Origin of the sequence: Nitratireductor soli (genome assembly GCF_001050155.1) — a bacterium.
Classification (GTDB): Bacteria; Pseudomonadota; Alphaproteobacteria; order Rhizobiales; family Rhizobiaceae; genus Nitratireductor; species Nitratireductor soli.
In genome coordinates, this window is sequence record NZ_LFVY01000011.1 from 23,402 (window position 1) to 47,649 (window position 24,248).

The 24,248-nt window shown below is 64.1% G+C and carries 25 protein-coding genes, 2 tRNA genes and 1 pseudogene; 17 read left to right on the forward strand and 11 right to left on the reverse strand.

The features are described 5' to 3' along the window. Positions 1 to 99: 99 nt before the first annotated feature. The 5 genes and pseudogenes from AB843_RS14615 to AB843_RS14635 all read left to right on the forward strand — a co-directional run bounded on the left by AB843_RS14615 (position 100) and on the right by AB843_RS14635 (position 4,761). Positions 100 to 1,662, forward strand: a complete 1,563-nt coding sequence (locus AB843_RS14615) for a VOC family protein (RefSeq protein ID WP_048647783.1) — start codon at positions 100 to 102, stop codon at positions 1,660 to 1,662. A 113-nt stretch (positions 1,663 to 1,775) separates the two neighbouring features. Beyond that, positions 1,776 to 2,174 carry a DUF930 domain-containing protein gene (locus AB843_RS14620; RefSeq protein WP_048647619.1) on the forward strand — a complete coding sequence of 133 codons (399 nt, stop codon included), beginning with the start codon at positions 1,776 to 1,778 and terminating at the stop codon, positions 2,172 to 2,174. Positions 2,175 to 2,371: 197 nt separating this feature from the next. Continuing rightward, positions 2,372 to 3,553, forward strand: a pseudogene (locus tag AB843_RS14625) (DmpA family aminopeptidase). Positions 3,554 to 3,681: 128 nt separating this feature from the next. Continuing rightward, a complete protein-coding gene (locus tag AB843_RS14630) occupies positions 3,682 to 4,167 on the forward strand; it encodes a hypothetical protein (RefSeq protein WP_048647620.1) in 486 nt (161 codons plus the stop codon). A 159-nt stretch (positions 4,168 to 4,326) separates the two neighbouring features. Beyond that, complete coding sequence (locus AB843_RS14635; protein ID WP_206412891.1) at positions 4,327 to 4,761, forward strand: P-loop NTPase family protein; 435 nt, start codon at positions 4,327 to 4,329, stop codon at positions 4,759 to 4,761. A 155-nt stretch (positions 4,762 to 4,916) separates the two neighbouring features. On the opposite strand, the gene AB843_RS14640 is transcribed toward AB843_RS14635, so the two are convergent. Beyond that, positions 4,917 to 4,993 (reverse strand) — tRNA-Asp (locus AB843_RS14640). 183 nt (positions 4,994 to 5,176) lie between these two features. Here AB843_RS14640 and AB843_RS14645 point away from each other — a divergent pair. Continuing rightward, positions 5,177 to 5,252, forward strand: a tRNA-Val gene (locus tag AB843_RS14645). Positions 5,253 to 5,482: 230 nt separating this feature from the next. Here AB843_RS14645 and hupB read toward each other — a convergent pair. The 4 genes from hupB to clpP form a co-directional block, all read right to left on the reverse strand. After that, complete coding sequence (hupB, locus tag AB843_RS14650; protein WP_048647621.1) at positions 5,483 to 5,755, reverse strand: DNA-binding protein HupB; 273 nt, start codon at positions 5,753 to 5,755, stop codon at positions 5,483 to 5,485. A 249-nt stretch (positions 5,756 to 6,004) separates the two neighbouring features. Then, positions 6,005 to 8,428: an endopeptidase La gene (gene lon / locus AB843_RS14655; protein ID WP_048647622.1), complete on the reverse strand. Its 2,424-nt coding sequence runs from the start codon at positions 8,426 to 8,428 to the stop codon at positions 6,005 to 6,007. 257 nt (positions 8,429 to 8,685) lie between these two features. Beyond that, a complete protein-coding gene (gene clpX, locus AB843_RS14660) occupies positions 8,686 to 9,960 on the reverse strand; it encodes an ATP-dependent Clp protease ATP-binding subunit ClpX (RefSeq protein ID WP_048647623.1) in 1,275 nt (424 codons plus the stop codon). 325 nt (positions 9,961 to 10,285) lie between these two features. Continuing rightward, on the reverse strand, positions 10,286 to 10,918 hold the full coding sequence (gene clpP / locus AB843_RS14665; protein ID WP_048647785.1) for an ATP-dependent Clp endopeptidase proteolytic subunit ClpP: 633 nt from the start codon (positions 10,916 to 10,918) through the stop codon (positions 10,286 to 10,288). Positions 10,919 to 11,132: 214 nt separating this feature from the next. Here clpP and AB843_RS14670 point away from each other — a divergent pair, with 214 nt between their 5' ends. Next, a complete protein-coding gene (locus tag AB843_RS14670) occupies positions 11,133 to 12,401 on the forward strand; it encodes a cytochrome P450 (RefSeq protein WP_048647624.1) in 1,269 nt (422 codons plus the stop codon). An 89-nt stretch (positions 12,402 to 12,490) separates the two neighbouring features. Here AB843_RS14670 and AB843_RS14675 read toward each other — a convergent pair whose 3' ends face one another. Next, positions 12,491 to 13,114, reverse strand: coding sequence for a LysE family translocator (locus AB843_RS14675; RefSeq protein WP_048647625.1), 624 nt, complete (start codon positions 13,112 to 13,114; stop codon positions 12,491 to 12,493). Positions 13,115 to 13,255: 141 nt separating this feature from the next. Between AB843_RS14675 and AB843_RS14680 the strand changes: the two genes are divergently transcribed. Beyond that, positions 13,256 to 13,729 carry an Lrp/AsnC family transcriptional regulator gene (locus AB843_RS14680; RefSeq protein WP_048647626.1) on the forward strand — a complete coding sequence of 158 codons (474 nt, stop codon included), beginning with the start codon at positions 13,256 to 13,258 and terminating at the stop codon, positions 13,727 to 13,729. A 37-nt stretch (positions 13,730 to 13,766) separates the two neighbouring features. On the opposite strand, the gene AB843_RS14685 is transcribed toward AB843_RS14680, so the two are convergent. Both AB843_RS14685 and AB843_RS14690 read right to left on the reverse strand, forming a co-directional pair. Further along, positions 13,767 to 15,050 carry an O-acetylhomoserine aminocarboxypropyltransferase gene (locus AB843_RS14685; protein ID WP_048647627.1) on the reverse strand — a complete coding sequence of 428 codons (1,284 nt, stop codon included), beginning with the start codon at positions 15,048 to 15,050 and terminating at the stop codon, positions 13,767 to 13,769. A 132-nt stretch (positions 15,051 to 15,182) separates the two neighbouring features. Further along, on the reverse strand, positions 15,183 to 15,704 hold the full coding sequence (locus AB843_RS14690; RefSeq protein ID WP_048647628.1) for a CoA-binding protein: 522 nt from the start codon (positions 15,702 to 15,704) through the stop codon (positions 15,183 to 15,185). A gap of 104 nt (positions 15,705 to 15,808) precedes the next feature. Here AB843_RS14690 and AB843_RS14695 point away from each other — a divergent pair, with 104 nt between their 5' ends. After that, entirely contained in the window at positions 15,809 to 16,138 is a 330-nt protein-coding gene (locus AB843_RS14695) for a hypothetical protein (protein ID WP_048647629.1), read from the forward strand. A 119-nt stretch (positions 16,139 to 16,257) separates the two neighbouring features. On the opposite strand, the gene AB843_RS14700 is transcribed toward AB843_RS14695, so the two are convergent. Further along, positions 16,258 to 17,079 carry an enoyl-CoA hydratase gene (locus tag AB843_RS14700; protein WP_048647786.1) on the reverse strand — a complete coding sequence of 274 codons (822 nt, stop codon included), beginning with the start codon at positions 17,077 to 17,079 and terminating at the stop codon, positions 16,258 to 16,260. 143 nt (positions 17,080 to 17,222) lie between these two features. On the opposite strand from AB843_RS14700, the gene AB843_RS14705 reads away from it, so the two are divergent. The 6 genes from AB843_RS14705 to AB843_RS14730 all read left to right on the forward strand — a co-directional run bounded on the left by AB843_RS14705 (position 17,223) and on the right by AB843_RS14730 (position 21,831). Further along, a complete protein-coding gene (locus tag AB843_RS14705) occupies positions 17,223 to 17,696 on the forward strand; it encodes a PaaI family thioesterase (RefSeq protein ID WP_048647630.1) in 474 nt (157 codons plus the stop codon). A gap of 242 nt (positions 17,697 to 17,938) precedes the next feature. After that, the gene (rplM, locus tag AB843_RS14710) at positions 17,939 to 18,403 is read left to right on the forward strand and encodes a 50S ribosomal protein L13 (protein ID WP_048647787.1); all 465 of its coding nucleotides are present in this window, start codon (positions 17,939 to 17,941) and stop codon (positions 18,401 to 18,403) included. Between the two features lies 1 nt (position 18,404). Continuing rightward, on the forward strand, positions 18,405 to 18,887 hold the full coding sequence (gene rpsI, locus AB843_RS14715) for a 30S ribosomal protein S9 (RefSeq protein WP_048647631.1): 483 nt from the start codon (positions 18,405 to 18,407) through the stop codon (positions 18,885 to 18,887). A gap of 116 nt (positions 18,888 to 19,003) precedes the next feature. Further along, a complete protein-coding gene (speB, locus tag AB843_RS14720; RefSeq protein WP_048647632.1) occupies positions 19,004 to 19,951 on the forward strand; it encodes an agmatinase in 948 nt (315 codons plus the stop codon). A 100-nt stretch (positions 19,952 to 20,051) separates the two neighbouring features. Further along, on the forward strand, positions 20,052 to 20,984 hold the full coding sequence (argC, locus tag AB843_RS14725; protein ID WP_048647788.1) for an N-acetyl-gamma-glutamyl-phosphate reductase: 933 nt from the start codon (positions 20,052 to 20,054) through the stop codon (positions 20,982 to 20,984). After that, positions 20,977 to 21,831, forward strand: a complete 855-nt coding sequence (locus AB843_RS14730; protein WP_048647633.1) for an aminoglycoside phosphotransferase family protein — start codon at positions 20,977 to 20,979, stop codon at positions 21,829 to 21,831. The genes argC and AB843_RS14730 overlap by 8 nt, the downstream gene beginning before the upstream one ends. On the opposite strand, the gene AB843_RS14735 is transcribed toward AB843_RS14730, so the two are convergent. Next, positions 21,825 to 22,946, reverse strand: coding sequence for a COX15/CtaA family protein (locus tag AB843_RS14735; protein ID WP_048647634.1), 1,122 nt, complete (start codon positions 22,944 to 22,946; stop codon positions 21,825 to 21,827). The genes AB843_RS14730 and AB843_RS14735 overlap by 7 nt on opposite strands. A gap of 14 nt (positions 22,947 to 22,960) precedes the next feature. Between AB843_RS14735 and AB843_RS26280 the strand changes: the two genes are divergently transcribed. Next, entirely contained in the window at positions 22,961 to 23,086 is a 126-nt protein-coding gene (locus AB843_RS26280; RefSeq protein WP_280136298.1) for a hypothetical protein, read from the forward strand. Positions 23,087 to 23,107: 21 nt separating this feature from the next. Continuing rightward, entirely contained in the window at positions 23,108 to 23,323 is a 216-nt protein-coding gene (locus AB843_RS14740) for a DUF2842 domain-containing protein (RefSeq protein ID WP_048647635.1), read from the forward strand. A 96-nt stretch (positions 23,324 to 23,419) separates the two neighbouring features. Here AB843_RS14740 and AB843_RS14745 read toward each other — a convergent pair whose 3' ends face one another. After that, entirely contained in the window at positions 23,420 to 24,208 is a 789-nt protein-coding gene (locus tag AB843_RS14745) for an AraC family transcriptional regulator (protein ID WP_048647636.1), read from the reverse strand. Between the last annotated feature and the right edge of the window lie 40 nt (positions 24,209 to 24,248).

The window sequence follows — 24,248 nt, forward strand, 5'->3', positions numbered from 1 at the left end:
GGGCTTCTTCTTGCCCTTGCGCGGGGATGGGTGAAAGTGCCACTGACGGAGGCGGCCGGTTTTTCGCCGCGCCTGAAACCCGTTGCCAGGAACCCCGACATGACGAGCGCCGGCATCCACCACGTCACACTGATCACGCGCAAGGTGCAGGCCAATGTGGATTTTTACGTCGGGTTTCTCGGATTGCGGCTGGTCAAGCGCACGGCAGGCTTCGAGGACGCCAACCAATTGCATCTGTTCTATGGCGACGCCGCCGGCACGCCGGGGTCGCTGATCACCTTCCTCGTCTGGGAGGACGGCGCGGCCGGGCGCGCCGGTGTCGGGCAGATCGGCGAAATCGCCCTGGCGATCGATCCGGCGAGCATCGGCTTCTGGCTGACGCGCGCCCTCTCCAACGGGCTCAGCGCCGAGGGGCCGCGCGATGAGCTGGGCGAACCCGTGCTGCGCCTGAAGGACCCCGACGGCGTGATCGTCAAGCTCGTCGGCGCCGGCGGGTTGCGGCATCTGGCGCCGTGGACGGCGCCCGGCATTCCCGGCGAGCATGCGGTCGGCCGGATTCGCGGCGTGACCATCCTCACCGAGACGGCGGAGCTGACGCAGTCTTTCCTGGAGACGCATTTCGCCTTCGCGCCGGCGCGCACCGAGGGCGCGACGCGCCGCCTCGTCTCGCAATCGGGCGATGCGGTCGATCTGCGCGACGTCAGCGGTTTCTGGCCGGGGGCGCCGGGAACCGGCACGGTCGACCATGTGGCCTTTCGCGCCAGCGACACCCGCCAGGTGGAGGATGTCCAGGCGGCGCTGCGGCAGGTCAATTCCAGCGCGACGACCATGCATGACCGCAAGTATTTCACCTCGCTCTATGTACGCGAGCCGGGCGGCGTCCTGTTCGAACTGGCGACCGACGCGCCGGGCATGGGCATCGACGAGTCCGCCGACAAGCTGGGTTCGACGCTGTTCATTCCGCAGGCACCGGCCGGCGGCGCGGCCGATTTCCGCATCGTCCTGCCGCAATTCGCCCTGCCCGGCGAACCGCGCATCGTCTATCGGGACCTGCCATTCATACACCGGTTCCATGTGCCCACCCAGCCGGACGGGACACACTGGGCACTGTTGCACGGCTCGGGCGGCAACGAGACCAGCCTGATGCCGCTCGCCGCGGCCACGGCGCCGGCGGCCACCCTGCTCGGCATTCGCGGGCGCAGCACCGAGGAAGGCATGCCGCGCTGGTTCCGGCGCCTGACGCCGCTTTCCTTCGACCAGGCAGACATCCGCGCCGAAGCGGAAGCTTTTGCCGCGTTCTGCACAGGCAGCGCCACCGCCTATGGCATGAGGCCGGACGCGACCCTGCATCTGGGCCATTCGAACGGCGCGAACTTCCTGGCGGCCTTCCTGCGGCTCCATCTGCATCGCGTCCGCAAGGCGATCCTGCTGCGGCCGATCGAGGTGCTGGACCTGCCGCCGCAGGCCGATCTCGCCGGAATGGAGATCCTGGTTGTCGCCGGCGCGGACGATCCGCTGGCACAGCGCTCGCTGGCTCTTGCCGACAACCTGCGAAAGAGCGCAGCCCGGGTCGATGTGATGACGGTGCCTGCCGGGCATGACTTCGGCGAAGCCGACCAGGCGGCGATGCGCGGCTGGCTCGCCGATCATCCGGTCGGCTGAAGCAACCGACCGCCCGCCGAAGCGCCGGCGGCGCGGCTTGCCGGCGGGCGCCATAGGTGTATCTTTCCGCTGGTCGGATTCCACAAACAGCCAGCAGAGGTTCTCGGACGCGCATGAGGACAATAGCCCCTCCCATCATCGCCCTCACCCTTGCCCTGGCCTTCCCGGCGCCGGCAAGCGCCTTCAACTCCGACATGAAGGCTTCCCTGCTCAGGCTCGATCCGGTCACCAGGCTCGAGCAACGATGCGACGTGGCCGTCATGGAACGCATCAGGCAGGATCATGGCGCGTACAATCCGGATCGCGTCGTCGCCTATACGTTCGCCGAGCCGAAAATCGACGGGGACGAGATCAAGACGCGCGGCGCGGCGTTCCGCAGCAAGGGCGACTGGTATCATCTGACGTTCAGATGCAAGACGACGCCGGACCACATCGGCGTCCTGGCCCTGCGCTACAAGGTTGGCGAGCGGATCCCTCCTGAAGATTGGAAGCGCTACAATCTGTGGCGCTGAAGCGGCAAGACCTGCCGGCTGGCCGCCGATGATCTGGCCGAAACGGTTATGCCAGAGGCGCTAAATTGGCTGACCGTTTCTTGTATACAATCCGACGAAGTGTCGTAATCGCCCTGCCCTGACGCGGGTTCGGTGCAGGAGGCATGTCAACGAACCCACGATCAGGGTCGTCACTGGTCCGATTCGTGGAGGGAATCATGCTTGCACACAGATTATTGGAGATCGGCACGGCCTGCGGCCTCGTCGTTGCGTTGACGGCGGGAACCGCGTTTGCCGAGGAGAAGCCGCGCGCCCGCGACCTGGGAATCCCGTTCATCGGGGATACCGGCCCCGGCAATTCCATCACCGATGTCGAGGGCGTGAGCGTCGGCTACGCGACCATCATCGAGGGTGAAGGGCCGATCGAGGTCGGCAAGGGGCCGGTCCGCACCGGCGTGACGGCGATCCTGCCCCGAGGGCGGACATTCGACCCGGTCTTCGCCGGCTGGTATTCACTGAACGGCAATGGCGAGATGACCGGCACCACCTGGGTCGAGGAAAGCGGCTTTCTCGAAGGCCCGGTGATGATCACCAACACCCACAGCGTCGGCGTGGTGCGCGATGCTGTGATCTCCTGGCAGGCCGAGAACGATCTCGTCGGGCCGCACTTCCGCGATTTATACTGGCTCTTGCCGGTCGTCGCCGAAACCTAGGACGGCGTCCTCAACGACATCAACGGCATGCATGTGAAGAAGGAACATGTCTATGCCGCCCTCGACAGCGCGGCGCCCGGCCCCATCGCCGAAGGCAATGTCGGCGGCGGCACGGCGATGAACCTGTTCAACTTCAAGGGCGGCACCGGAACGGCGTCGCGAAAGCTTTCCGAGGAAGACGGCGGCTATACCGTCGGCGTGCTGGTCCAGGGAAATTTCGGCTCACGCAAGGACCTGACGATCGCCGGCGTGCCCGTGGGAACCGAGATCACCGACCGCATGCCCGACACATCCTGGAAACGCGAAGAAGCCGGATCGATCATCGCTGTCGTCGCCACCGACGCGCCTCTGCTGCCGCATCAATTGAAAAGGTTGGCGCGGCGCGTTCCGCTCGGCATCGCGCGGATGGGCGGCTATGGCGGAAACGGAAGCGGCGACATCTTCATCGCCTTCTCGACCGGCAATCCCGGCGCCTTCAGCCGCGAGGCCAACACCTCAATCGAGATGGTGTCGAACGACAAGATGAACCCGATCATCCACGCGACGGCGAACGCCACGGAGGAAGCCATCGTCAATGCGCTGGTCGCCGCCGAAACGATGAAGGGACGGGACGACAATGTCTCGTTCGCGATCCCGCATGACCGGCTGCAGGCGGTGTTGAAGAAATACAACCGCCTGGTGGACTAGCAGGTCTCGTAGCGCGCACCGGACACTGGTTCGGCGCGCGTGCCGACCTTCCCCGAAAATCAAGCTTTCATGGTGCGCGACATCGTCCTATCGGTGTGGGGCAATCCGATTCCGCGAGAGGCGCCTCCATGAACCGAACCGCATCCGCTTTCCTGCTCGTCACGGCGTTCACCGGCCTGCTCGCAGCGCTCAGCTTCGCCTTGCAGATCAAGGGCTACGGCTTCGGCAGCCTGGGCGTTGCGCGCCTCGACGCGCTTGCCAGTTCCGCCACCTTCGTCCCGCTGGCGGCGCTCTACGCGCTGGCCGGGGCGTTGATCACGATCCTGCCGCTGCGCGCCGCCGGCCTCGTCCATGCCAATGGCGCCACGCCGGTCTATTCGACGGCGCTGGTTCTGCTGGCGACCATCGTCGGCCTGCAGGCGGCGCGCTTCGCTTTCGGCGACCGCGGCGCTCTGTGGGTCCTCGCCGACTGGCAGTTCGTGTTCGCCGGGGCGATCGTAGCAGCGCATTTGTGCCTCGACACGCTGCGTCGCAACGCGCTGCTGCGCACGCTCGCCTTCATCGGCTTCTGCGTGGCGATGCTGGCCTGCCTGTACTGGACCTTCCGCCTTTAGAATGTTTTGCCGGCGGTGCGTCCGACATGCGATTGTCACTGCCAATATAGACGAAACCCGGCCAAGCCAGAGGACTGCGAAAATGCCTCGGATCATTGTCTTGGCAATACAGCGGGCGGAAAATCCACGCTTGCCCGGCGCCTCTCGGAAAAAAGGGGGTTGCCCCATTACGAAATCGATCGCCTCTACTGGCAGCCGGACTGGTCCACGACGCCGGGACATATCTACGAGAAGCAGCACGCGGAGATCATCGGGAAAGACGACTGGATAATCGATGGCGGCGGCAACTTGGCCACGATACGCGCCCGCATTGAACGAGCCACCGAACTGATCCTGATCGACATGCCGCTCTGGGTTCATTTCTGGCTGGCTGCGGAACGCCAGATTTCATGGGCGGCGGGAGCCCTTGAACACCCGCCGGCAGGGAACACCAATGTGCCTGAAACGGGCAGGCTCTTTGAGATCATTTGGCAGGTCGATCGTGACTGGATGCCGACCCTGCGAACATTGTGCGATGATCAGGAGGCGAAGGGCAAAGTCGTGACCCGGCTGAACTCGCTCGATGAGCTTGACGCGTTCGCTCGGTGCGAGTAGCGACCGGAGCCAAATTACCGAGCCAACGCGATGATGTCGACGGCGGGTTCAACAGCGGTTGAGCGGAACAAAAAACCGCTACCGAATTGATGCAAAGCGAACCGGCGCGCTACATCAATCTCGCGCGTGCGCCACTTTTCCAAGTCGTTGAAAAGTGGCGCGAGTGACGGGGCTCGAACCCGCGACCTCCGGCGTGACAGGCCGGCACTCTAACCAACTGAGCTACACCCGCGCTTGAGGCGCTCCGCCGAAGCGAAAACGCGTCGTGGGCGGTGAATTAGGCGGTTATGGAGGAGGTGTCAAGCAGGGTCGACACGCTTTGTCATAGTTTGTTGCGATTGGCGCAAATGCCGCGGCCGGTTGGCATTTTTGCTTGCGATGCGGCGGCGAACCGCCTAAACGAACCGCGTGGAATGGGCGATTAGCTCAGTTGGTAGAGCGCTTCGTTTACACCGAAGATGTCGGCAGTTCGAGCCTGTCATCGCCCACCATCCCATTCCCATGGAATCATCTGGACCGAAACCGCGCCGACGTTGCCAGGCATTGCCGTGACCGACGTTGCGGATTGGCCGTTCGCGCCACGCGTGGTGATAGACGATCTCGTTCTTGCCGGCTCTCGCCGCCGCGCGGCATGCCCGCCCTGAGATGGCCGTGGCCATTTCCAGGCAAAAGAAAAGCCGGGCTTGAACCCGGCTTTTCTTGCACTCTATGAGGGGTGCGATCAGTTGACCGCATCCTTCAGACCCTTGCCGGCCGAGAACTTCGGCACGTTGCGGGCAGGAATCTGAACGGCGGCACCCGTTTGCGGGTTGCGGCCGGTCGAGGCTTCACGCCGCGAAACGGAGAAATTGCCGAAGCCGACGAGGCGCACGTCCCCACCCTTCTTGAGTTCGCCTTCGATGACGGCAAACACCGCATCGACCGCGGACTGGGCGTCGCCCTTGGAGATATTGGCTTCTTCGGCGACTGCGGATACGAGCTCGTTTTTGTTCATGTAAATTACCCCTTCCTGATAAGGGCCGAATGATGCGACTCACCCGGCTCGGCGTACTCTAGGGATTACTGGGGTTACGACCAAGTGAGAAATGCCTGAAAAGAGGCTGAAAACCCATGTTTTCCGGGGTTTTCGACAGAAAAGCCGGGCCCGAGGGCCCGGCTTTTGCCGTTTCACGTCCTGCCGTCGCGTCAGGCGGGCTCGCGGACCTTTGCAGCCGCGCGGCCCCGACTGGCCCCGCTCAGGCGGTCAATGAGCCACAGCCTGGCCGGTCGCGCCGGCCACGTCGACCTTTGCCGGCTCGACCGGCTCGACCCATTCGATCGGCTCAGGCATGCGGACCAGCGCGTGCTGCAGAACCTCGCCGACACGGCTGACCGGCACGATCTCCAGGCCGTTCTTCACATTCTCCGGGATGTCAGCCAGATCCTTGGCGTTTTCTTCCGGGATCAGCACCTTCTTGATGCCACCGCGCAGCGCCGCCAGCAGCTTTTCCTTCAAGCCGCCGATCGGCAGGACACGGCCACGCAGCGTGATCTCGCCGGTCATGGCAATGTCCTTGCGGATGGGAATGCCGGTCATGATGGAGACGATCGCCGTCGCCATGGCCACGCCCGCCGACGGGCCATCCTTCGGTGTCGCGCCTTCCGGCACGTGCACATGGATGTCCTTCTTGTCGAACAGCGGCGGCTCGATGCCGAAATCGACGGCCCGCGAGCGGACGTAGGACGCCGCCGCCGAAATCGATTCCTTCATCACGTCACGCAGGTTTCCGGTGACGGTCATCTTGCCCTTGCCGGGCATCATCACGCCTTCGACGGTGAGCAGTTCGCCGCCGACTTCCGTCCATGCAAGGCCGGTCACGACACCAATCTGGTCCTCGCCCTCGACCTGGCCGAAGCGGAAGCGCGGCACGCCGAGATAATCGGCGAGATTGTCTTCCGTCACCTTGACCGATGTCTTGGCGGTGTCCTTCTTGGCCGTCCGCAGGATTTCCGTCACCGCCTTGCGCGCCAGCTTCATCAGCTCGCGCTCGAGGTTACGAACGCCGGCTTCCCGCGTGTAGGTGCGGATGATCGCCTGCAGTGCGCCGTCGGTGACCGAGAATTCCTTCGCTTCCAGCGCGTGTTCGCGGATCGCCTTGGGCAGGAGATGCCGCTTGGCGATCTCCACCTTCTCGTCCTCGGTGTAGCCGGCGATGCGGATGATCTCCATACGGTCCATCAGCGCCGGGGGGATGTTCAGCGTGTTGGCCGTGGTGACGAACATCACGCTCGACAGGTCGTACTCCACCTCGAGATAGTGATCCATGAAGGTCGCGTTCTGCTCCGGATCGAGCACTTCGAGAAGCGCCGAGGACGGATCGCCACGGAAATCCATGCCCATCTTGTCGATCTCGTCGAGCAGGAAGAGCGGGTTGGACTTCTTCGCCTTCTTCATCGACTGGATGACCTTGCCGGGCATCGAGCCGATATAGGTGCGCCGGTGGCCACGGATTTCGGCCTCGTCGCGCACGCCGCCGAGCGCCATGCGCACGAATTCGCGGCCGGTCGCCTTGGCGATCGACTTGCCGAGCGAGGTCTTGCCCACGCCGGGAGGACCGACGAGGCACAGGATCGGCCCCTTCAGCTTCTTCTGCCGGCTCTGCACGGCCAGGTATTCGACGATGCGCTCCTTGACCTTGTCGAGGCCGAAATGATCGGTGTCGAGCACTTCCTCGGCGAATTCCAGATCCTGCTTGACCTTGCTCGGCTTCTTCCACGGAATGGACAGAATCCAATCGAGATAGTTGCGCACGACGGTCGCCTCGGCCGACATGGGCGACATGGTCTTGAGCTTCTTCAGCTCGGCATCGGCCTTTTCGCGCGCTTCCTTGGTGAGGCGCGTCTTCTTGATGCGCTCTTCCAGTTCCGCGGCCTCGTTGCGGCCGTCCTCGCCCTCGCCGAGCTCCTTCTGGATCGCCTTCATCTGCTCGTTGAGATAGTACTCGCGCTGGGTCTTCTCCATCTGGCGCTTGACTCTGCTGCGGATGCGCTTTTCCACCTGCAACACGGAGATTTCGGCTTCCATGAAGCCCATGGCCTTCTCAAGCCGCTCGCGCACCGAGAGCGTCGCCAGCATTTCCTGCTTTTCGGGAATCTTGATCGCCAGATGCGAGGCAACGGTATCGGCCAGCTTCGAGTAATCCTCGATCTGGTTGGCCGCCCCCACCACTTCGGGCGAAATCTTCTTGTTGAGCTTCACATAATTCTCGAAGTCCGTGACGACGGAGCGCGACAGCGCCTCGATCTCGATCTCGTCTTCCTTCGGTTCGGGAAGAAGCTCGGCATAGGCCTCGTGATACTCCTCGCGCTCCGTATAGCGCTTGACGCGCGCGCGGCCCGTGCCCTCGACCAGCACCTTGACGGTGCCGTCGGGCAGCTTGAGCAGTTGCAGGACATTGGCCAACGTGCCGAGATCGTAGATGCCGCTCGGCTCCGGATCGTCGTCGGCAGCGTTCATCTGGGTGGCAAGCAGGATCTGCCGTTCGGCCCCCATCACCTCTTCCAATGCCTTGATCGACTTGTCGCGGCCGACGAAGAGCGGAACGATCATATGCGGGAACACCACGATGTCGCGCAGCGGCAACACCGGATACAGGGTTTCACCGGCAGTTTTGGGGGATTGCGTCATTTTTCAGCCTTTCAAACCACGGCCGCCCAAGAGCCGACCGTGGACCAGAGTCTAACCGGCCAGAGTGTTATCCGCCAGAAGCATCCGCATCTTTGCGCAACGCGTGTTCGGAAAACCACCCCGCCATCGTTAACTCCTTAGTTGGAGGTACGGACCGAGAAGATCAAGGGCTTACGCAATACGCATGGTCCTGACACAGGACAAACCGTCCGAACGCGGTGCGCGCCGGCCCGCAACAACGGGTCGGCGCGACAGGCTTACGCGCTGGCGTTGCCTTTTTCCTTCTCGCGCTCGGCGTAGATGTAGAGCGGGCGCGCATTGCCGGCGACCACCTCGTCGGAGATGACGACCTCCTGGACACCTTCCAGGGCCGGCAGCTCGAACATGGTGTCGAGCAGGATCGATTCCATGATCGACCGCAGGCCGCGCGCGCCGGTCTTGCGTTCGATCGCCTTGCGGGCGATCGCCGCAAGCGCGTTCTCGTGGAAGGTCAGTTCGACATTCTCCATGTCGAACAGGCGCTGATACTGTTTGACTAGCGCGTTCTTCGGTTCCGTGAGAATCTGCACCAGAGCCGGCTCGTCCAGATCCTCCAGCGTCGCCAGAATGGGCAGACGACCGACGAATTCGGGAATGAGGCCGAACTTCAACAGATCCTCGGGCTCGACATGGCGGAACAATTCACCGGTCTGCCGGTCCTCGGGCGAGGCGACATTGGCGGCAAAGCCGATCGAGGTCTTGCGGCCACGGTCGGAAATGATCCGGTCGAGGCCGGCGAACGCGCCGCCGCAGATGAACAGGATGTTCGCCGTATCCACCTGCAGGAATTCCTGCTGCGGATGCTTGCGGCCGCCCTGCGGCGGCACGGAGGCGACCGTGCCTTCCATGATCTTCAAGAGCGCCTGCTGGACGCCCTCGCCCGAAACGTCGCGGGTGATCGAGGGATTGTCCGACTTGCGCGAAATCTTGTCGATCTCGTCGATATAGACGATGCCGCGCTGGGCGCGCTCGACATTGTAGTCGGCCGACTGCAGCAGTTTCAGAATGATGTTCTCGACATCCTCGCCGACATAGCCGGCTTCGGTCAGCGTCGTCGCATCGGCCATGGTGAACGGCACGTCGATGATGCGCGCCAGCGTCTGCGCCAAAAGCGTCTTGCCACAACCGGTCGGGCCGATCAGCAGGATGTTCGACTTGGCCAATTCGACATCGGCGCTCTTGGAGGCGTGGGCGAGCCGCTTGTAATGATTGTGCACGGCCACCGACAGCACGCGCTTGGCATAGGGCTGGCCGATCACATAGTCGTCCAACACCGCCAGGATCTCCTGCGGGGTGGGCACGCCTTCGCGCGACTTCACCATCGAGGATTTGTTCTCCTCGCGGATGATGTCCATGCACAGCTCGACGCACTCGTCGCAAATGAAGACGGTCGGTCCGGCAATCAGTTTGCGGACCTCGTGCTGGCTCTTGCCACAGAAGGAACAGTACAGCGTATTCTTGGAATCTCCGCCGCCGCTGCTGACCTTGCTCATGTCTTACGTCCTTTCACTACCACCGGCATGCCGACCCGCTTCAGCTGGGCGGTTGAACCGTAGCGGGCGCCGTTTGCAGGCCTCCCGTGGCGATCCATCTTCCATTTCGGAGCGAACCACAGATCCGAAATCGCGGCAACAATACCGAGCCCCCATACAAAACTTGGCGGTGGAAACTCAATATAGGCTTAACGTAGGCGTTCGCACCCCGGCTGCAAACATAAAATTGTGACCGAATTGACGCAATCGACCACGAATGGACGCCTGGCGGCGCCATCCCCGGCCGGTCCAGGGTTGATGCGGGCGTGTGTCGAGTTTTGGCGAATCAGGAGCCGGTCACCTTTTCCGACACCTCGCGCGAGCTCATCACCTTGTCGATCAGGCCGAATTCCAGCGCCTCGTCCGACGTCATGAAATGATCGCGATCGAGCGTCTTCTCGATGGTCTCGTAGTCCTGCCCGGTGTGCTCGACATAGACCTCGTTCAGGCGGCGCTTGAGCTTGATGATGTCCTGGGCGTGGCGCTCGATGTCGGAGGCCTGGCCCTGGAAGCCGCCCGAAGGCTGGTGCACCATGATGCGCGCGTTCGGCGTGGCGAAGCGCATGTCCTTGTGGCCGGCGCACAGAAGCAACGACCCCATCGAGGCCGCCTGGCCGATGCACAGCGTGGAGACGGCCGGCCGGATGAACTGCATCGTGTCGTAGATGGCCATGCCCGACGTCACCACCCCGCCCGGAGAGTTGATGTAGAGCGAGATTTCCTTCTTCGGGTTCTCCGCTTCGAGAAACAGAAGCTGCGCGCAGACCAGCGACGCCATGCCGTCCTCGATGGGGCCGGTGATGAAGATGATGCGCTCCTTCAGGAGGCGTGAGAAAATGTCGTAAGCCCGCTCGCCCCGGTTCGTCTGCTCGACGACCATGGGCACCAGATTCATGGCGGTATCGACGGGATGCGGCATGAAAACACCTTTCGGTTTGAAACCGCGCCACAAGCTGCACGGCGCGCAAAAGCGGCAGAATCGTTTCGTTCAGCTCGATAGATAGGATGCCCCCTTCCCCTCGCGCAAGAGCGGGAAGCGCTGAACGCCCCGATGCCGCGGCATTTGCGCCAGTTTGAGGCCGCGCGGCGAAGATGCTCTGGCCTGCCCGCGCTGCGCCGCCTAGTCTTGCCGCATGACAGCCCGGCTCCCCCTTCCACCGTATCTGAGCTTCGCCCCGGCAGCGCGCCGCCTGCGGCTCGACCCGCATGAGGCGGCGTTCGTCCAGAACCCATACGAGACCTATGCGTTGCTGCAGGCGCAATCGCCGGCTTTCTTCTGGGAGGACTACGGCTTCTGGTGCCTTTCGGGCTATGACGCGGTCAACCGCGCTTTGCGCGACCGGCGTCTCGGACGGCAGAAGCCGGCGGCGGCCGACGCGCGCGACCGCAGCCACGTCCGCGATTTCGATGCGGTGGACGCCAATTCCATGCTCGAGCTGGAACCGCCTGTCCACACACGCCTCAGGACCCTGGTCAACCGCGCCTTCGTCTCGCGTCAGGTCGAGCGGCTGCGGCCGCGTGTCGAGACGCTCTGCCACGCGCTGATCGACGGGTTCGAGGCGGATGGCCAGGCCGAGCTGATCACCGCCTATGCGACGCCCATCCCGCTCGTCATCATCACCGAAATGCTCGGCGTGCCCGTCGAGATGGGCCCGCAGCTCGTCGACTGGTCGCACCGAATGGTGGCGATGTACATGCATGGCAGCGACCGGGAAACGCAGGAGCGGGCAAACGAGGCGGCCCGCGACTTTGCCGATTTCATTCGCGCTTACGCGCGCAAGCGGCGAGCCACGCCCGGCGACGACCTGCTCAGCCTGCTGATCGTGGCGCGGGAAGAGGGCGAACGGCTGTCCGAGGATGAACTCGTTTCCTCCGTCATCCTGCTTCTCAATGCCGGACACGAAGCGACGGTGCATCAGCTCGGCAATGCCGTGGCCACCGTGCTCGATCAGGGCGGCGATCCACGCCGCTTCTTCGGCTCGGCGCACGATGCGGCGGCGACTGTCGAGGAGTGCCTGCGCTACGATCCGCCGCTGCACATGTTCACGCGCTACGCCTATGAGGCGGTCGACATCGCGCCCGGCGTGACAATCGACCCCGGTGAACAGGTCGGCTTGCTGCTCGGCGCCGCCAACAACGACCCGACCGCCTTCGCCGACCCGCGCCTTTTCACGCCCGGACGCGGCGACCAGAAGAATGTCTCCTTCGGCGCCGGCATCCATTTCTGCATCGGCGCGCCGCTGGCGCGGCTGGAATTGCAGGTCGGCCTCAAAGTGCTGTTCGAGCGCCTGCCGAAGCTTGTCGCCCTCCAGGCGCCGCGCTATGGCGATACCTACCATTTCCATGGGCTGCAGCGGCTCGATTGCGCCTATGGCATTTTGCAGTCAGGTGGTTCCACCTGACGTCCGCATAAATGCGGAAAGACAAGAAGATAGAGCGTCCTTGTGTAGCGTCCGAATGGACGCACGGCGCTCCAGCGGCGGCTCTGAACTCAGGAGGCTGCCAGGAGCAACCCGAAGCCGATCATCACCGCGCCCAGGCCGCGGGCGACCCAGGCGAGCAGCCCCGACCCGCCGGCCAGGCCCGCCACCTTGGCGCCGAACAGGCAGAAACAGCCGGCAGCAATCCATTCCAGCGTCAGCGAAACCGCGACCATCTGCGCGAACAGGCGGGCGAACCCGTCCTGGCCGGGCGTAATGAACTGCGCATAGAAGGCGGTGGCGAAGATGACGGCCTTCGGATTCATGATGGCGACGAGGAATTCCCCACGCATGAAACGGCCGAGTTGAAATGCTTCCCTTGGCGCCCCGGCACCATCGACCGCCAGGGCCTTCGCAGAGCGCAGCAGGCGATAGCCGATCCAGCCGAGATAGAGGGCGCCGATCCATTTCAGCGCGGCAAAGGCCGCCGGCGAGGTGGCAAGCAGCGCCCCCAGACCAAAGCCGGCCGCCAGGAAGATCAGCAGATAGGCGGGATAGCGGCCAAGCGAGCCCAGATGCGCCGGCCAATAGCCGTGGGTCATGGCGCGCGACAGAGCCAGGACGTTGTTCGGCCCCGGTGCGAAATGAACCGGCAGCGAAGCGATGATGAAGGTCAACCACAGATGCTGCGACATGGTGTTTCCAGGGGATTTCCCGAACGGGAGGACGAGAAGACAGATTGCCCTGGAAGGCCGGCGCATGTCCTTGCTTATTGCATCTCATAATGCTTCATTATTGGCATGTTATGCCAATAATAATGATACAGAAGGCGCAATATGCCAATTTCGCTCGATGCGATCGACCGCAAGATCCTGCAGGCGCTGCAGGATGACGGACGGCTGACCAATGTGGAGCTTGCCGACCGTGTCGGCCTGTCGCCCTCGCCCTGCCTGCGCCGCGTCAAGCGGCTGGAACAGGAAGGCGTCATCCGCGGCTATCGCGCCGTGATCGACCGCAACGCGGTGTCGCTTGGATTGACGATCTTCACCGAGATCAAGGTCGACCGGCACACGAGGGCGCGCGCCGATGCGCTGCAGGCGGCCTTGATGGCCATACCGCAGGTGGTCTCCTGCCACATGGTTTCGGGCGCGCCGGACTTCATCGCCGAAGTCGTCGTGCCGGACCTGGCAGCCTATGAGGCGCTGCTGAGCAACGTTCTTCTGGAATTGCCGATGGTCGAGGACATCCGCTCGAACTTCTCGATGCGGGCGGTCAAGACGGACAGCGCCCTGCCCCTGCCGCAGGAATGACGGCGGCGCGCGCGGTTCGCCCGCGCCGCCGTGTCGATCAAAGCCGCGACAAAGCCTGCTGGAGATCGGCGATGATGTCTTCCACATCCTCGATGCCGACCGACAGGCGAACGACGTCGACGCCGGCGCCGGCCGCCGCCTTCTGCTCATCGGAAAGCTGGCGGTGGGTGGTCGAGGCCGGGTGGATGATCAGCGACTTGGTGTCGCCGATATTGGCCAGGTGCGAGAACAGCTCGACGCCTTCCACCACCTTGACGCCCGCCTCGAAGCCGCCCTTCAGGCCGAAGGTGAAGACGGCGCCGGCACCCTTCGGCGAGTACTTCTGCATCAGCGCGTGGTTGGGGTCGTCCGGCAGGCCCGGATAGGAAACCCACGACACCGCATCGTGCCCACGCAGCCAGTCGGCCACTTTCAGCGCATTGTCGCAATGGCGCTGCATGCGCAGCGGCAGCGTTTCGATGCCGGTCAGGATCATGAATGCGTTGAAGGGCGAGATCGCCGGGCCGAAATCGCGCAGGCCGAGGACGCGCGCGGCGATGGCGAAGGCGAAATTGCCAAAAGTCTCGTGCAGCACCATGCCGCCATATTCGGGGCGCGGCTCCGACAGCATCGGGTACTTGCCCGACTTCGACCAGTCGAACGTGCCGCCGTCGACCAGCACGCCGCCGACCGAATTGCCATGGCCGCCCATGAACTTGGTCAGCGAATGCAGCACCAGGTCGGCGCCATGCTCGATCGGCCGGAGCAGATAGGGCGAAGCCATGGTGTTGTCGACGACGAACGGCAGGCCATGCTTGCGGGCGATGTCGCCGATCTTCTCCAGATCGACGAAGGTGCCGCCCGGATTGGCGAGGCTTTCGACGAAAATGGCCTGGGTGTCGTCGTCGATCTGGTTCTCGAAGGTCGACAGATCCTCCGGATCGGCCCAGCGCACATGCCAGTCGAAGTTCTTGAAGGCGTGGCCGAACTGGTTGATCGAGCCGCCGTAAAGCTTTCTGGCGGCAATGAAATTCTTGCCCGGCTGCATCAGCGAATGGAAGGTCAGGAGCTGGGCGGCATGGCCCGACGCGGTGGCGACGGCGGCGGTGCCGCCCTCAAGCGCCGCGACGCGCTCCTCGAGCACCGCCTGGGTCGGGTTCATGATGCGCGTGTAGATATTGCCGAAGGCTTTCAGGCCGAACAGGGAGGCCGCGTGATCGGCGTCGTCGAACACATAGGAGGTCGTCTGGTAGATCGGCGTGGCGCGGGCGCCGGTGGCCGGATCCGGCTGGGCTCCGGCGTGGACGGCCAGCGTGTTGAAACCAGGCGTGCGCTCGCTCATGTCATTTCCTCCATGTCATCTGGACCTGCATGCGTTTCGGCATGCCTCATTCGGTAAGCCGGCATCAATACAGAGGCTGGCTGACCGAGGCAAAGGAGATTTCACCCGACCGCCACGGCCGGCGCGGAAAAATCAGCGCTGGCGAATGCCGAAACTTTGAAAACCCTTGCGCATCAGCGGTTTCCTGGACGAAATGACGCGGCTGTTGATGCCGTTCCAGCCGATTTCGCCCGACAGGCGCGCATATTCGATCTTCGGGCACCGGTTCATCACCACCTGTATGCCGTGTTCCTCAAGCCGCCTGGCCGAGGCGTCGTCGCGCACGGTGAGCTGCATCCACACCACTTTCGGCAGGGTCGCCATCGCCAGCACCTCGTCGGTGACGCCGGCAATGGCCGAGGACGGCCGGAACACATCGACCATGTCGACCGGCTCGGACAGATCGGCCAGCCGCGCCACGACCGGCTGGCCGAGGATCGCCTTGCCGGCCTGGCCGGGATTGACCGGGTGCACCGCATAGCCCTTGTCGAGCAGGTATTTCATGACGAAGAAGCTGGGACGGACATCGTTGGCCGAAGCGCCGACGATGGCGATCGTCTTCACCGCGTTCAAGATTGCCGAAATATACGCATCGTCATAGGAATCGTGGTTCATCGTCCGTCCCGAGAAGCCGCGCCCGTGAGGCCCGATCGTATCGGCGGGCGCGCGTTTGTGATACGCTTTCCAACCGTTTCAAGCAGAAAGCCAAGTGGTCGATCATGTTGAGATATGCCATCCTTGCCTTGGGAATGCTCGCCTTCGCCGGTCAGGCGGAGGCCATCTCACGCTATAATTCAACTGCCATGAGCTGTGCCTCCGTGCAAGCCAGGATCGCCAACGAGGGCGCGGCCATCATGCGTTACCGCTCGCAACGCAATCCCAGCCTCACGCTGTATGACCGCTATGTGGCGAACGAATTTCTGTGCCCGGCCGGCCACCGGGCCGTACGCAGCTATATTCCCACCGCAGACCAGGCCTCGTGCCCGGTGCTGCACTGCAAGCCGGACATGCGAGACCGGTCGCGCCGCCGCCCGTGGATATTCGATTGAGTGCGCCGCGCGACGTTCTTCGCGAAGCGCGCCGCAGCGTCAGCATCTCTTGAAGACATTCGGGCTGAAACAGCGGTTGATCGGTTCGTTCCTCGACGAACGCCAAGCGTCTCGCGGCTTCACTCGCCCTTCCACTCGGGCGCGCGTTTCTCGATGAACGCGCCGATGCCTTCCTTCGCATCGCGCGCGAGCATGTTCTCGACCATCACCCGCGCGGCATAGTCATAGGCCTGCGACAGGCCCATTTCGGCCTGGGCGTAGAAGGCTTCCTTGCCGATCTTCAACGTCAAAGGCGATTTGGAAGCAATGGTTTGCGCCAGATCCATGACAGTCTGATTCAACGCGTCGCGCGCCACGACACGGTTGACGAGGCCGATGCCGCGCGCCGTCTCCGCGTCGATCATCTCGCCGGTCAAAAGCATCTCCATGGCGTGTTTGCGCGCGACGTTGCGCGACAGCGCCACCATGGGCGTCGAACAGAACAGGCCGATGTTGACGCCGGGCGTGGCGAAACGGGCAGCCTCGCTCGCCACCGCCAGGTCGCAGGAGGCGACAAGCTGGCAGCCGGCCGCCGTCGCCACGCCATCGACCTCGGCGATCACCGGCCTGGGATGACGCACCACCGTCTGCATCAGCTCGGCGCACAATTGCATCGTCCTGTCGAAGAACGCCCGGCCCCGATCGGAATCGCCGCGGTGGGCGGTCATTTCCTTCAGGTCATGGCCGGCCGAAAAGACCTTTTCCGACGAACGCAGGACGATGACGCGTACGCTGGCATCGTCGCGCGCCCGGTCGAGCGCGCCCTTCAGCGCCTCCATCGCGGCGATGGAAAGCGCGTTGGCGGGCGGGTTGGAGAGTGTCAGCGTGAGGATTCCTGCCGCACTCGCCGCCGTCACCGGAGCCCGCACCGCTTCTTCGATTGCTGCGACCGCTTCGGCCATGACCTTCTCCTGTCCCGGTTGATGCAAGATGTTGGCGCCAGCATAGTGCGGCTTGTCTTCGCGCGGCAATCCGGCAATTGTTTCGATCGTCGGTGCATCGCGCCGCAGGCGCGATCAGCGGGTATATGGGAGGATTGCCGGGCATGGACGCCAGACGGGTGGGAGAGAACTATCAGCCGGTGATGCGGGCCGAGGAGGTGAACACCTTCCTGCGCGACGTTTTCCCGCAGGCTTGCGGCGGCGAACCGCCCGACTACCGCGCGCTGGAGGTATGGCCCGGCGGCTGCCTGGTACGGCTGGAAGCAGGTTTCAGGCATTTGCGGCCGGGCGACACGGTTTCGGGCCCTTCCCTGTTCGCCCTGGCCGACATCGGCGGCTATGTCTGCGCCCTGTCGCATATCGGCCCCGAGGCGCTGGCCGTCACCACCAACCTCAACATCAATTTCATGCGCAAGGCGCCAGCCGGCACCGTCGACGCGCATTGCCGCATCCTGAAACTCGGCAAGCGGCTGATGATTTTCGAGGCGGAACTGACGGCCGGCGAGGCGAGCGGCATCGTCGCGCATGCCACCGGCACCTATTCGATCCCGCCTGTCTCAGGGAGCGGAAAACCCTGAAACACCCTATGGGGGTCATGAATCTTTACGGTATTTAAATACCGCCATCATAAGCCATTGTTTTAATTTATCTATTTTTCGGAGACTGCTGATTTGCTGGCTTGACTGCCGGTCACCCTCACTGTAGGAAACGCTCGCCGTGCTGAAAATCGGGCACGGAGCCTGTTTGCGCCCATACGGCGCAAAACCAAGCAACAAGAAACGCCCTGCCCTTTGGCCGGGTCCAGTAAGTGGAAAAGACCATGAAGACATTTTCGCAGAAGCCTGCGGAGGTGACGAAGAAGTGGATTTTGATCGACGCCGAAGGTCTCGTCGTCGGCCGTCTCGCCACCATCGTCGCCAACCGCTTGCGCGGCAAGCACAAGCCCACCTTCACCCCGCATGTGGACGATGGCGACAACGTCATCATCATCAATGCCGAGAAGGTCGTGCTGACCGGCAAGAAGTACACGGACAAGAAATATTACTGGCACACGGGCCATCCCGGCGGCATCAAGGAGCGCACCGCGCGCCAGCTGATCGAGGGCCGGTTCCCCGAGCGTCTGCTCGAGAAGGCTGTCGAGCGCATGATCCCGCGCGGACCGCTTGGCCGTCGCCAGATGAAGAATCTGCGCGTCTATGCCGGTGCCGAGCATCCGCATACGGCGCAAACCCCGGAGGCGCTCGACATCGCTTCCATGAACAAGAAGAATGTGAGGGCCCAGTAACATGGCCGAAATCAATTCCCTCGAAGAGCTGGGTGCGGCGACCGCCGCGCAGACGAGCGAGCCGCAGGCGCCCGTCCATGTGCAGAAGCTCGACGCCCAGGGCCGCGCCTATGCGACCGGCAAGCGCAAGAACGCCATTGCCCGCGTCTGGGTCAAGCCGGGCTCCGGCAAGATCGTGGTCAACGACAAGGAGTTCAACGCCTATTTCGCCCGTCCGGTCCTGCAGATGATCCTGCAGCAGCCGATCATCGCGGCCAGCCGCAACGGCCAGTACGACATCGTCGCGACGGTCGTCGGCGGCGGCCTTTCGGGCCAGGCGGGCGCCGTGCGCCATGGCATCTCGAAGGCACTGACCTACTACGAGCCGACCCTGCGCGCCGTGCTCAAGAAGGGTGGCTTCCTGACCCGCGACAGCCGCGTCGTCGAACGCAAGAAGTACGGCAAGGCCAAGGCCCGCCGCTCGTTCCAGTTCTCGAAGCGCTAAGCTTCGCAGCAGATCGAACGAAGAAGCGGGCCCTCGGGTCCGCTTTTTTGTTGCGCGGACGCCGCCATTCACCCTACCCATAAGCATCCCGCAAACGCATCGTCAGGAAGAGCGCCATGCCGTCGAACGCCATCGACAACGCCTTCACCGCCCGCAGCCTGACAGGGGCTGCGAGCGACCCGACCTATGCGGGGGCGCTCTCCTTCATGCGGCGGAAATACACGAAGAACCTGAAGGGCGCCGACGCCGTCGTCTGGGGCATCCCCTTCGATGCCGCCGTGTCGAACCGGCCGGGCGCCCGCTTCGGCCCGCAGGCGATAAGGCGTGCCTCGGCGATCTTCGACAACGACCCGCAATACCCGTTCGACCGCGACCTGTTCGAAGCGCTGGCGGTGATCGACCATGGCGATTGCCTGCTCGACTATGGCAACCACCAGAAGACCCCGGCAACGATCGAGCGCGAGGCGGCGAAAATCCTCAGATCCGGCGCCTTCCTCCTGTCGCTCGGCGGCGATCACTTCGTCACCTGGCCGCTGCTCAAGGCGCATGCCGCGCTGCACGGCCCGCTGGCCCTCGTCCAGTTCGACGCGCATCAGGACACCTGGTTCGACGACGGCAGGCGCATCGACCACGGTTCGTTCGTCGGCCGCGCCGTGCGTGACGGCGTGATCGATCCCGCCCACTCGATCCAGATCGGCATCCGCACCCACGCGCCGGAGGATTGCGGCATCGAGATCGTCCACGGCCACGCGGTGGAGGACATGCGCGCGGCGGAGATCGCCCAGGCCATCATCGCGCGCGCCGGCGACCGTCCGGCCTACATCACCTTCGACATCGATTGCCTCGACCCGGCGTTTGCGCCCGGCACCGGCACGCCGGTGGCCGGCGGTCCGTCGAGCGCGAAGATCCTGTCGGTGCTGCGCCAGCTCGGCGCGCTGAATCTCGTCGGCGCCGACGTGGTGGAGGTGGCGCCCGCCTATGACCACGCCGACATCACGGCGATTGCCGGCGCGTCGGTCGCCATGCACTATCTGGGGCTTCTCGCCGGCAAAGAGCGACGATAGGTCTCGTGCAATGATTCGACACGCTCGCGGGGCGCTCACGGATTGATTCCGACGATGCGCGTAACCAATTGAAATGCGATTCTTTTTCCAGGACAGCACCATGACGGCGAAAATCTTCATCGATGGCGAGCACGGCACCACCGGCCTGCAAATCAGGACGCGGCTGGCAAAGCGGCGCGACATCGAAGTCATCTCGATCCCCACGGAGAAGCGCAAGGATCCGGCCGCCCGCGCCGCGTTCCTCAACGCCGCCGACATCGCCATCCTGTGCCTGCCCGACGATGCGGCGCGCGAAAGCGTTGCGCTGATCGACAACAACACGACCCGCGTCATCGACGCCTCGACGGCACACCGGGTCGCCGAGGGCTGGACCTACGGCTTCGCCGAGATGGACAAGGCGCAGGCCGAGGCCATCCGCAATGCGGGGCGCGTCGCCAATCCCGGCTGCTGGCCGCAGGGGCCGATCGCCTTCCTGCGCCCGCTGATCGCCGCCGGCCTCCTGCCGGCCGAACTGCCCGTCACGGTGAACGGCATTTCGGGCTATTCCGGCGGCGGACGGACGATGATCGAGGACTACGAGGCCGAAGGCGAGGACGCGGCCGAATTCATGCCCTACGCGCTGACCCTCAAGCACAAGCACGTGCCGGAACTGCAAGCCTATTCGGGCCTCACCGGCACGCCGCTGATGCAGCCGGCCGTCGGCAATTTCGCCCAGGGCATGCTGACCGCCCTGCCCTTGCAGCTTGGCAATCTGCCGCGCGTGCCGACGGGCGCCGAGCTGCATGCGGCGCTGGCCGACCATTATGGCGCGATCAAGGGCGGCGTCGTCGATGTCGCCCCGCTCGGCCATGCCGAGCGCAGCGGCGCGCTCGATCCGGAACGGCACAATGACAGCAACAACATGACGCTGCATGTCTTCGCCAACGATGCGCGGGCGCAAGCCCTCTTGATCGCCGTCTACGACAATCTCGGCAAGGGCGCCTCGGGGGCGGCCGTGCAGAACATGGACCTGATGATCGAGGGCCATGGCTGACAGCGCAGAGCGGCACGTCGTGTCACCGGTCTTTCCGGCAGCATGGGACATCGCCACCGCACGATTGATGGCCGACACGCCCGCCAGCCATGTCTGGGACGTGACGCGCGGCGACGGCAGCAGGGCGGTGGTCAAGGACCACAAGCCGGCCGGGCTGGAGAATGAGGAAACGGGAGCGCGCTTCCTGCAATGGCGTGACGGACGCGACGCCGTGCGCCTGCTCGGCCGGCAGGACCAGGCTCATCTGATCGAGCATGCGGGCCACCGCACGCTGCTCGATGTTCTCAACGAGGTCGGCGACGAGGATGCCAATGCCCTGGCATCCGAGATGCTGGCACGGCTGGCCAAGGGCGAAAACCTGACGATGCCAACCGGGCTGACGCCACTGCGCGATCATTTCCGCAGCCTGTTCGCCAAGGCTGGTGACGATCGGCATCAAGGCAGGGAAACGCTGTTCACGGAAGCTGCGGCCATTGCCGACGATCTCCTGTCGAACCAGCGCGACATTCGCCCGCTGCATGGCGACTTCCACCACGAGAACATGATGTTCGGCCCGCGCGGCTGGCTGCTGATCGACCCGGCGGGCGTTTTCGGCGATGCCTGCTACGACGCGGCCAATCTGTTCTACAATCCGCTCGACCGCGTCGATCTGCGCAACGATCCGGACCGTGCCGCGCGGCTGGGTGCACTGCTCTCACGTCACCTCGGCCGCGACGAGGGCGATTTTCTGCGTTACGGTTTCGCCCATGCCTGCCTGTCGGCCTCGTGGCACCACGAAGACGGCAATGCGGAGGAAGCCGAGCGCAGCCTGAGCGTGGCGCGCGCCGTGCGGGCGGCGCTTCAGTAGATTTCGTCTTGCGCCGCGCGTGGTACGGGCAGCGGGTAACCGCCTTTCGTCGCCCGCCAATGGGCGCAGGCGAAGGCGAGAGCGACCAGCGCCATGCCCTGGTGCAGGAGGGCCCAGCCGATCGGCACGACCATCAACAGCGTGGCGATGCCCACCGCCGCCTGCAGCACGACAAGAATGACGAACAGAATGGCGCGGCGCGCATGCGGCGATCCCGGTTCGGCGCGCAGCACGCGGGCGGCGTGCCAGATGGTCAGCGCCAGAACCAGGTAGGCGCCGAGACGATGCATGAACTGCACCGTCTTCGGGTTCTCGAAGAAATTGATCAGTGCCGGGTGCTGGGTGAACAGGCCGCCGGGCACCAACGCGCCATCCATCAATGGCCAGGTGTTGAAGGTCATGCCGGCGCGCAGGCCGGCAACGAGGCCGCCCAGATAGATCTGGAACAACACCGCGATCACCAGCCAGCCGGCGAAGCGGCGCGTGCCCTCGCCCGCCCGCCCCGTGCTGTGCGGCGCCAGGCCGCGCGCCACCAGCGCCGTGGCGGCAAAGATCAGGCAGGCGATGGTGAGATGCGTGGCCAGCCGGTACTGGCTGACATCGACCCGCTCGACCAGGCCCGAGGCGACCATCCACCAGCCGACGGCGCCCTGCAGGCCACCCAGCGCCAGAATGCCCAGAAGCTTGGGCTTCAAATGGTTTTCAAGCCGTCCCGAAAGCCAGAAGAAGGCGAGCGGCAGGGCGAAGACGAAGCCGACGCTGCGCGCCAGGAGCCGGTGCGCCCATTCCCACCAGAAGATGGTCTTGAACTCGGCCAGGCTCATGCCCTTGTTGATTTGCTGATATTCGGGGATCTGCCGGTACTTGGCGAACTCTTCCTGCCATTCGGCTTCGCCGAGCGGCGGAATGACGCCGTGGATCGGTTTCCATTCGGTGATCGACAGGCCCGATTCGGTGAGCCGCGTCGCCCCGCCGACCAGCACCAGGGCGAACAGGACCAAAAGCACGCCATACAACCAGAAACGCACGAACCTGCGGTTGCGCAGCAGGGTTTCCTGCGTGGTTTGCCCGAACGCGGCGCTGGAAGCGGAAATATCCAAGGTGGCAGCCATCATTGTTGAGGGATCGCATGTTTCCTGAACCAAAGGCAGGCCTGTTGCAAGCCGAAGTGCCGCGCGCGCGACAAGCCGTCGCGCCGCTGGGCGGCAAGCAGGACGGCCGCCGACATTGCGTCATCGCGCTGGGGCTTCTATGAAACGGGGGAAAGGTCCATCCTATGCCCGTACGCCTTAGAAAATTCATCGGCATGCTCGCCCTGCTGGCGCTGGTCATCGTCTACGCGATCCTGTCGACGGCGATCGCCGTGGCGCAGCTCGCCGAATCCGGCCCGCTTGTGCATCTGGCCTATTTCTTTTTCACCGGCCTTCTGTGGGTTCTGCCGGCGATGGCCGTCATTCGCTGGATGATCGGCCGGCCCGACAGCCACGCCTAAAGCATTTTGCAGTCAGGTGGAATCACCTGACATCCGCATAAAGGCGGGAAACAATAAGTTTGAACAGATCAGCGTTTCCGGGAAACGCTGATCTGTTCAAGAACCCGGCCCCGCTTGGCAGCGCATCGCCCGGTCAATCTCAGACAACGTGCTTCCGGTCAGCCTGCGGCTTTCTCGGACCAGATGCGCCTGATCGGCATAGCCGGCCTCGATGGCCAGCATCGCCGTCGATCCGCTGCCGGCCGCCTTTGCAAGACGGCGGAACCGCTGATAGCGCAAGATTCGGTCGAGCGTTTTCGGCCCGTAGCCGAAATTTTCTTCAAAGCGGCGGCGCAGCGTTCTCTCGCTCATGGCAAGCGCCCGCCCAAGGAAGGGCACGAGCGGCACGCCAGGCGGAAGTCCTTGATCGATGATGGCGAAGGCGCGCCGCATCGCATGGTCCATGGGCACCGGTGGCGGATCGCGGCGTGCGAGGAGGCCTTCCAGCGCATCGGCGAGGCTTGCCGTCCCCTGCCGGCCGGCAAGGTCGCCGGCCAGCCGCTTCGCCCCGGCGCCCCACAGTTCGTCCAGCATCAGGCGCTGTCCCGCGATCTCGCAGGCCGGTACGCCAAGCCAGTTGGCGGCGGCGGCCGGATGAAAACGGAAGCCGATCACCATGGTTCCAGCCGGCAGCATCTCCGTCTGCGGCTCGCGGTCGGGGCCCGCTATGCGAAAGGCGCCGTCGATCCATTGCAGGTCGATGGTCCCGTCCGGCGCGATGACAATCGGCGGCGCCTGCTCCTGCGGCAGGCGGTGAACCCAGAGGCTGGAGAAGCTGTGCCGCAAGGCGAACGCCACCGGCCTTTCGAAAAACTGACCCGCCGCCTGGACCGGCACCGCCTTCATTGAACGACGTCCTTCTCGCACCGATGCTGATTGCCGCGCC

Excerpts from the sequence above, each read along its gene's own strand:
- AB843_RS14615 (WP_048647783.1), top strand. The coding sequence starts at position 100 with ATGACGAGCGCCGGCATCCACCACGTCACACTGATCACGCGCAAGGTG.
- AB843_RS14620 (WP_048647619.1), top strand. The coding sequence starts at position 1,776 with ATGAGGACAATAGCCCCTCCCATCATCGCCCTCACCCTTGCCCTGGCC.
- AB843_RS14630 (WP_048647620.1), top strand. The coding sequence starts at position 3,682 with ATGAACCGAACCGCATCCGCTTTCCTGCTCGTCACGGCGTTCACCGGC.
- hupB (WP_048647621.1), bottom strand. The coding sequence starts at position 5,755 with ATGAACAAAAACGAGCTCGTATCCGCAGTCGCCGAAGAAGCCAATATC.
- lon (WP_048647622.1), bottom strand. The coding sequence starts at position 8,428 with ATGACGCAATCCCCCAAAACTGCCGGTGAAACCCTGTATCCGGTGTTG.
- clpX (WP_048647623.1), bottom strand. The coding sequence starts at position 9,960 with ATGAGCAAGGTCAGCAGCGGCGGCGGAGATTCCAAGAATACGCTGTAC.
- clpP (WP_048647785.1), bottom strand. The coding sequence starts at position 10,918 with ATGCCGCATCCCGTCGATACCGCCATGAATCTGGTGCCCATGGTCGTC.
- AB843_RS14670 (WP_048647624.1), top strand. The coding sequence starts at position 11,133 with ATGACAGCCCGGCTCCCCCTTCCACCGTATCTGAGCTTCGCCCCGGCA.
- AB843_RS14675 (WP_048647625.1), bottom strand. The coding sequence starts at position 13,114 with ATGTCGCAGCATCTGTGGTTGACCTTCATCATCGCTTCGCTGCCGGTT.
- AB843_RS14680 (WP_048647626.1), top strand. The coding sequence starts at position 13,256 with ATGCCAATTTCGCTCGATGCGATCGACCGCAAGATCCTGCAGGCGCTG.
- AB843_RS14685 (WP_048647627.1), bottom strand. The coding sequence starts at position 15,050 with ATGAGCGAGCGCACGCCTGGTTTCAACACGCTGGCCGTCCACGCCGGA.
- AB843_RS14690 (WP_048647628.1), bottom strand. The coding sequence starts at position 15,704 with ATGAACCACGATTCCTATGACGATGCGTATATTTCGGCAATCTTGAAC.
- AB843_RS14695 (WP_048647629.1), top strand. The coding sequence starts at position 15,809 with ATGTTGAGATATGCCATCCTTGCCTTGGGAATGCTCGCCTTCGCCGGT.
- AB843_RS14700 (WP_048647786.1), bottom strand. The coding sequence starts at position 17,079 with ATGGCCGAAGCGGTCGCAGCAATCGAAGAAGCGGTGCGGGCTCCGGTG.
- AB843_RS14705 (WP_048647630.1), top strand. The coding sequence starts at position 17,223 with ATGGACGCCAGACGGGTGGGAGAGAACTATCAGCCGGTGATGCGGGCC.
- rplM (WP_048647787.1), top strand. The coding sequence starts at position 17,939 with ATGAAGACATTTTCGCAGAAGCCTGCGGAGGTGACGAAGAAGTGGATT.
- rpsI (WP_048647631.1), top strand. The coding sequence starts at position 18,405 with ATGGCCGAAATCAATTCCCTCGAAGAGCTGGGTGCGGCGACCGCCGCG.
- speB (WP_048647632.1), top strand. The coding sequence starts at position 19,004 with ATGCCGTCGAACGCCATCGACAACGCCTTCACCGCCCGCAGCCTGACA.
- argC (WP_048647788.1), top strand. The coding sequence starts at position 20,052 with ATGACGGCGAAAATCTTCATCGATGGCGAGCACGGCACCACCGGCCTG.
- AB843_RS14730 (WP_048647633.1), top strand. The coding sequence starts at position 20,977 with ATGGCTGACAGCGCAGAGCGGCACGTCGTGTCACCGGTCTTTCCGGCA.
- AB843_RS14735 (WP_048647634.1), bottom strand. The coding sequence starts at position 22,946 with ATGATGGCTGCCACCTTGGATATTTCCGCTTCCAGCGCCGCGTTCGGG.
- AB843_RS26280 (WP_280136298.1), top strand. The coding sequence starts at position 22,961 with ATGTTTCCTGAACCAAAGGCAGGCCTGTTGCAAGCCGAAGTGCCGCGC.
- AB843_RS14740 (WP_048647635.1), top strand. The coding sequence starts at position 23,108 with ATGCCCGTACGCCTTAGAAAATTCATCGGCATGCTCGCCCTGCTGGCG.
- AB843_RS14745 (WP_048647636.1), bottom strand. The coding sequence starts at position 24,208 with ATGAAGGCGGTGCCGGTCCAGGCGGCGGGTCAGTTTTTCGAAAGGCCG.